This is a genomic window from Okeania sp. SIO3B5 (assembly GCF_010692555.1).
GTDB lineage: Bacteria > Cyanobacteriota > Cyanobacteriia > Cyanobacteriales > Microcoleaceae > Okeania.
The window spans coordinates 1-6,541 of the sequence record NZ_JAAHHG010000547.1 but is presented as its reverse complement, the minus strand read 5'-3'; the positions used below and the strand labels follow the sequence as shown (position 1 = coordinate 6,541).

The window sequence follows — 6,541 nt, the reverse complement described above, 5'->3', positions numbered from 1 at the left end:
AAATCTGTATTCAAATTACAAAAATTGATTTACAGAGCATCCAGCCGTGGCGAACTCCGCAAGATGCACAGATACCAAAAACTTCTTTTAAAAAGTTATTACGCAAGGTTGCTAGCTGTTAGACGCGTGACACAGGATAACCAAGGCAAGAAAACTGCCGGGATAGATGGTATAAAAAATCTACCACCAATGCAGCGAACAAATTTGGTGAACCTACTCTCATCACGTTATCTCAAAGCAAGCCCCACCCGCAGAGTCTATATACCAAAACCAGGTAAAGATGAAAAACGCCCATTAGGCATTCCTACGATGTACGACCGTGCGTTACAAGCCCTGGTTAAGTTAGGTATGGAACCAGAGTGGGAGGCACGTTTTGAACCTAATAGTTATGGTTTTAGACCAGGACGGTCAACACATGATGCCATACAGGCCATCTTTGTTAGCATCAACAAAAAACCAAAATACGTGTTAGATGCTGACATATCCAAATGTTTTGACCGAATTAACCATGATGTACTTCTAGGAAAGATAGGTCAATCTCCCTATAGACGATTAATCAAACAATGGTTAAAGTCTGGAGTGATTGACAATAATCAATTCCTAGAATCTGTGGGAGGTACACCACAGGGAGGGGTAATATCACCCCAAAAGCGCAAACATCGCCTTACACGGTATGGAAGAATGCCTAGATAAATTCGCGGAATCCCTTCCGGGAAAGAAGCGAGATAACAGACAAGCGTTATCCCTGGTACGCTATGAGTCTCGACTTTGTAATCCTACACGAAGACATCAAAGTAGTGTTGCAAGCTAAAACCGTTATACAGGAATGGTTAAACCAGGTAGGGTTAGAACTAAAACCAGAAAAAACTAAGATTGCCCATACCTTGGAAGAATATGAAGGAAATAAACCCGGATTTGACTTTCTAGGATTCACAATCAGGCAATGGAAAGTTAAGTCAACCAAACAAGGATATAAGACGCTGATTAAACCATCTTCCGAAAGCATTAAAACTCACTATCGGAAACTAGCGGATATATGTGACTCTTATAAAACCGCTTCGGTCCAAGCTTTAATAGCTAAATTAAATCCGGTAATAAGAGGATGGGCTAACTACTTCTCAACACAAGTCAGTAAAGAGGTATTCAGTAAAATAGATAACCTCCTATGGATAAGAATATGGAGATGGGCAAGTAGAAGGCATCCAAATAAGTCGGCCAAATGGGTAAAGAAAAAGTATTTCCCTCGCTGCAAAGAAACCAGAAATTGGGTACTTAACGACGGCGAGTATATATTAAACCAACACTCGGATGTTCCCATTATACGGCACATAAAAGTTAAAGGTAATAAATCCCCTTATGACGGCGACTGGAGTTATTGGAGTAATAGAATCGGCAAATACCCAGGCGTAAGGAAAGAAGTTACAACGCTACTTAAACGGCAAAAGAATAAATGCGCATCTTGTGGATTAACCTTTAGATCGACTGACCTTATGGAAATTGACCATATAAAACCAAGGTCTAAAGGTGGTGACAACACATATAAGAATAAACAATTGTTGCACCGACATTGCCACGATACTAAAACTGCCCTAGATAAAAAGACATACGCAGAACCAAAGTTACAGGACTTGCCTGAAGGTTATTTATGGGTTGACGATATGTTGATATTAAGGCAGGGATGTACCCATGAAAAGGGACGTTTAAGAGAGGAGCCGATTTGGAGGTGAAAGTCTCACGTCCGGTTCTGAAGACGAGTCGGTTTGGTAACAAACTGGCTTAGTTTAACAAACCACCCAGTAATGTGCAGTCAGATTATCAGAAGTTCTTTGAGCTATTATCAATGATTTTTGCCCAACTAGAATTGACACCAAATAATATATTTATTGTAGATAATGGAGCAGCAGTTAAATGGACGATGCAGGGAGTGGGAAAAAATGGTAATCAGGGAGTTGCAGAAGGAATTAGTATCTTTGAAATTAATGAAAATGGCAAAATTAAACAAGTATCTTCTTATTGGGATGATGCTGCAATGATGGCTCAAATCAAAGGTGATTTAACAATTAATAATTAATAATTAATAATTAATTATTAATTATTAGGGTTTGCTGATTAAATATCGCGCGCATTGATTGATACTGGAGTTTAGACTAAATAGTTGAAGATAAAATCAAGTAAAGAATGGAAAAAATTTAGACCATCAACAGATATGAGAAATCATTTTTGATCTCAATTAAGCAAATTTGACCTTTTTTGTGTTTTTTTTTCTGACTATCAAATTTACCCTTACCTTTTTTCACTATCGGGTATCGTTTTCTTTTGTGACGAAGTTGACCTTTTTTCCAGCCTGGAGATTTTCCACGGAGTTTGGGAGCAGATGTGGGTGTTCCAACTAGGGCAATAACTCCTCCAAATCCCTGGGCAGCTCTTCCGGGAGTTAATTTAATCTGTGATTTCTGCGCCTGGTAAGGGACAATCTACAATTACCTCACGAGCTAACCATAACTCCCAAGTCATCATGGGCATAGTTCTCACTCCATCGATCGCATTGCTCTTTAGTACCAAAGTTGGGTAAAGTCCAGTGCAACCTTTGTTTACAAAAGCGATACCAGTGTTCAATGGTAAAGCGACGTAGATAAAACTCAACTACTTCTATCAAAGTCGGCATTTGTTCTCCCTTCCAAGCTAACCACAGGGGCTTACTTTTGGGTGAATCTAATCGCTGGACTCGAATTAATGATAATTTTTCATGAGATACTTGTCGAAAATGTAACTTATGCCATGCTTGAATCTGGAGTTTTCCTTGCAATGGATGTTCCACTTCTATTTTTTGATCTTCTGGTCTCCAGGTTTGCTGGTCATTGAGTTTAAATTTCTCACCATGTAAGGGAGGACGGCCACGACCATCATAACCTATTGGTTCACCGTAAAAACATCTATTGGAACTTAACCGCATCAATTGATCGCAGGGAATATCTGCGGTTTGTTTGACCCATGACGCACATCCATATTGACTATCGACAACCACTATACCTCTCTTCTTTAAGTAAGAACAGACTTTTCTTAACTGTTCACTTAACTTACTGATTGCAGTGTCACAACTATTAATTCTAACACGCAAGTAAAGGTAATGCCCAACTGCCTAACTCTTCGGGTATATAAGCCAATGTACTATATCCAAAACCTACCCCTATTGGTTGATTTACTTTAATTTTACCTGGAGTATGTTCATAGGTTCTCTCTTGTAGGGTAATTGCATCTGGTCGCAGCCAAGCACTATGGTCTCCCACTAATAATGGTCTTTGATTTAATCCCATCTGGTTGATATAAACTTCCATCAATTTGTATCGTGATGGATGACAGTCCTCTAGAGCTTCGTAGACACTGTGCCACTTTCTGCGAAACACAGGAGACAAAGATAATTCGGCCAGAGAACTAGGACTAGGGCTGAATATCGCTGCATCAGTGAGTTCAAACACAGCATCCTTTGCATTTCCCAATAGATGATATACTCGATTACGGAATAATTTTAACTTCAAATCAGGCATTTTGGCAAGATAATTTTTATTTAATGCCTGATTTTACCTGAAATAATTGCCGACAAAAGAATTTGACGAGTAGAAGTTAGATAAGTAATACTAATTCGTATTACTTGTAGTTGGAAAATTACTCAACTCCTCCAAAAGATATCAATTATTCCTATCGGATTTAGTTGCTCAAGCTTCGCGATCGCTCTCTAAAAATCATAGCCTGAGCTCCGCAAAGCGGAGCGCAATCGCTATATTTAGCATGCACTATATACAGTGTCCTTGCGTAAGTCCTGTCAAAGTCAAACGCTCGAGTCTACCAAACTTTAAGGTAGACGCGATCGCATGGTTTGTGAAAAATATCTATCATGTAGCAGGGCTTTGTACTATGTTCAATACAATAGTAGTATTTACATACACCGCTATAGAAGTTAGATAAGTAATACTAATTCGTATTACTTGTAGTTAGAACATTACTCAGCTCTTCCATCTGCTTCACCGATCTTTTTTTCCCATATCTGTTGATGGTCTAAATTTTTTCCATTCTTTACTTGATTTTATCTTCAACTATTTAGTCTAAACTCCAGTTGATATTGGTTTGAGGCAAATTATGTCTATTAAAAGTATGAGCTTTTCAGTTGCTGTGGTTAAAAAAGTGAGGATTTTCACGCCCTGCACGCAGCCGAAAAATCTATTTGACTATTGTTTAGGCCACTGACTCTGTAATTCCCATTTATTCTACGTCCTAACTACTGCCTACTGCCTTTTTCCCCTCCAGGGAGGGGGAGGGGCGAGGGGTGGGTCCCTACAAAGAGCAAAAAGACTTTCCATACGCAAACCCTAATTAGGGCTTGCTGAAAAAGTCTTTTAGTAGGGGTAGGAGACAGCTATACTGGAGACAGGAGACAGGAGAAATGGGAATGAGCGAGGGAGTAGAAGTAAGAATTTTCCCAAGATTGTCCTGCCCAACTATGCGCCTAAAATACTAACTTTTTAAGCGTTTTAGACTAAAACAGGCGCACTTTTTTCTACCCTAAAAAGGCCAATACCAATATCAGTAAATGCTTTGATATTTAATCAGCAAGCCCTAATTAACAATTACTTATCCTTGAAAATAACGTCAACTTCTGCGGGCTAAAGCCGCGCAGCTTGGACGGCCCAACGTCTGAATAATAGTTGGCTAGACCACTGAGCCAAAAGCGATAACACTTCCGGGTATTTCCCTAGCCCGGATTTACTGTTGGTCTTTTGGGTAAAGGCATCGCATAATTGCGAGACACATTGCTATATCAAAAAATTTTTCTTCCTTCTTCCCTCTTCCCTCTTCCCTCTTCCCTCTTCCTTCTTCCTTCTTCAAACAACTCTATTTTGCTGAATACATTCCCGATACCAATCGAAACTTGCTTTTGGTAGACTTTGCTGAGTCTGATAATCAATATAAACTAAACCAAAGCGACGGTCATAACCATAAGCCCACTCAAAATTATCCATAAAACTCCAGACAAAATATCCTTTTAATGGATACCCTTCACTAATAGCACGATGGGCAGCTTTGAAATATTGGCGTAAATACATAATTCTGTCAGTATCTATTACTTTACCTCGGTCATTAACTTCATCTTGAGCTGCACAACCACTTTCGGAAATAAATAATGGTAAATCTTTTCGCCCCAATGTTTCTCCGATATGACGAATACCCCAATAGATACTTTCGGGAACAATATTTAACCAAGGCATATACATTTTGGGATAACCAACAGGAAAAGATAAAAACTCATAACCAGGTTGGCGATCGCTATAATTATTGACTGCATTATCCCTTGCTTGCACATAAGTACCAGAATAGATATTTAATCCAATAGCATCAAGAGGTTGATGAATAATTTCTAAATCTCCAGCCTGAATATCTGGCGCGTCTTTTCCCAAATGCTCTAGTAAAGCAGGACTATATGCACCAGTCAGAGCAGGAAAAATAATCCCACCATTTTGCCCACAAAGGTGAAATGCTTGTTGAGCAGCTTTAATATTTTCTGGTGTTTCAGAAATGGGAACAGTTACGGCAATATTATCAACAAAAGAAATAAAACAAGGTGTGGGAGAGGCAGCACGAATAGCTTGAGTAGCTAACCCGTGGGCAAGTAAAGCATGATGAGAAGTTTGCCAGACTTCTTTATTCGTATGAACACGAGTACCTGGAGCGTGAGGAGGGTCAGAATTGACGGCATAACCGAGATGGGTAAAACAAGTAATTTCATTGATAGTCATCCAGTTAGTGATGCGATCGTCTAATCGACTTACCACTGTAGTTACATAGTCTGCAAAATCTTTTGCCATTTCCCGACTACGCCAAGACCCATATAAGTCTTCCAAAGTTTGGGGACTATCCCAATGAAACAAAGTTGCGTGGGGAGTAATATCGTGTTGATGCAGATAGTCTACTAAACGGCGATAAAAATCTATCCCTGCTTCATTGACTGTACCGTTCTTAGAAACCTACGATAATCTATATAAATCTATGATTATCTGTTCTATTCTTGCTTCTACCTGGCAACGTCGGCGTTATCCAGTCCACAAGCTGACACGGACGAACTGCCCGCCATAGCTAAATTTAATGCTGCATTCAAATCTCGTTCGCGCTAGCGTTGCGGAGCAATCGCAGGTAAAATTGCAGTGTTCGCAATTGAAAACGCGCTCTGATAAAAACAGAGACTCTTTAACAGTTCCACACCTACTGCAGGTTTTAGAACTAGGAAACCATCTATCCACAACAATCAGCTCAGAACCATATAATTCACACTTGTACTCTAACTGTCTACGAAATTCATAAAAACCCATAGAACTAACAGCTGCCGCTAGCTTATGGTTAGCCATCATTCCTGATACATTTAAGTCTTCTATTACTATCTGGCTGTGGTTTTTAGCCAAGTAAGTAGTTAGCTTGTGCAATGTATCTTTTCTGATGTTAGCTATCCTTTTGTGTAACTGAGCTATCTTAAGTTGAGCCTTTTTCCAGTTCT

Annotated in this window: 4 protein-coding genes and 2 pseudogenes; 2 read left to right on the top strand and 4 right to left on the bottom strand. The window is 39.5% G+C overall.

Annotation, left to right across the window (positions count from 1 at the left end; all coding sequences use genetic code 11):
* Both ltrA and F6K54_RS37900 read left to right on the top strand, forming a co-directional pair.
* Window positions 1-1,780 (top strand): annotated as a pseudogene (gene ltrA, locus F6K54_RS37905) (group II intron reverse transcriptase/maturase); the annotation flags it as partial.
* A gap of 21 nt (window positions 1,781-1,801) precedes the next feature.
* Window positions 1,802-2,071, top strand: coding sequence for a nuclear transport factor 2 family protein (locus F6K54_RS37900; RefSeq protein WP_366558357.1), 270 nt, complete (start codon window positions 1,802-1,804; stop codon window positions 2,069-2,071).
* Window positions 2,072-2,485: 414 nt separating this feature from the next.
* Here F6K54_RS37900 and F6K54_RS37895 read toward each other — a convergent pair whose 3' ends face one another.
* From F6K54_RS37895 to F6K54_RS37880, 4 genes and pseudogenes are all read right to left on the bottom strand, one after another.
* Window positions 2,486-3,118, bottom strand: coding sequence for a transposase (locus F6K54_RS37895; protein ID WP_366558356.1), 633 nt, complete (start codon window positions 3,116-3,118; stop codon window positions 2,486-2,488).
* Window positions 3,108-3,545 carry a hypothetical protein gene (locus F6K54_RS37890; RefSeq protein ID WP_293089201.1) on the bottom strand — a complete coding sequence of 146 codons (438 nt, stop codon included), beginning with the start codon at window positions 3,543-3,545 and terminating at the stop codon, window positions 3,108-3,110. Before F6K54_RS37890 ends, F6K54_RS37895 begins: the two co-directional genes overlap by 11 nt.
* Before the next feature lie 1,332 nt (window positions 3,546-4,877).
* A pseudogene (locus F6K54_RS37885) lies at window positions 4,878-5,996 on the bottom strand (glycoside hydrolase family 1 protein); the annotation flags it as partial.
* 87 nt (window positions 5,997-6,083) lie between these two features.
* On the bottom strand, window positions 6,084-6,541 hold a 458-nt coding region (locus tag F6K54_RS37880), incomplete at its 5' end, for an RNA-guided endonuclease TnpB family protein (RefSeq protein ID WP_293089199.1).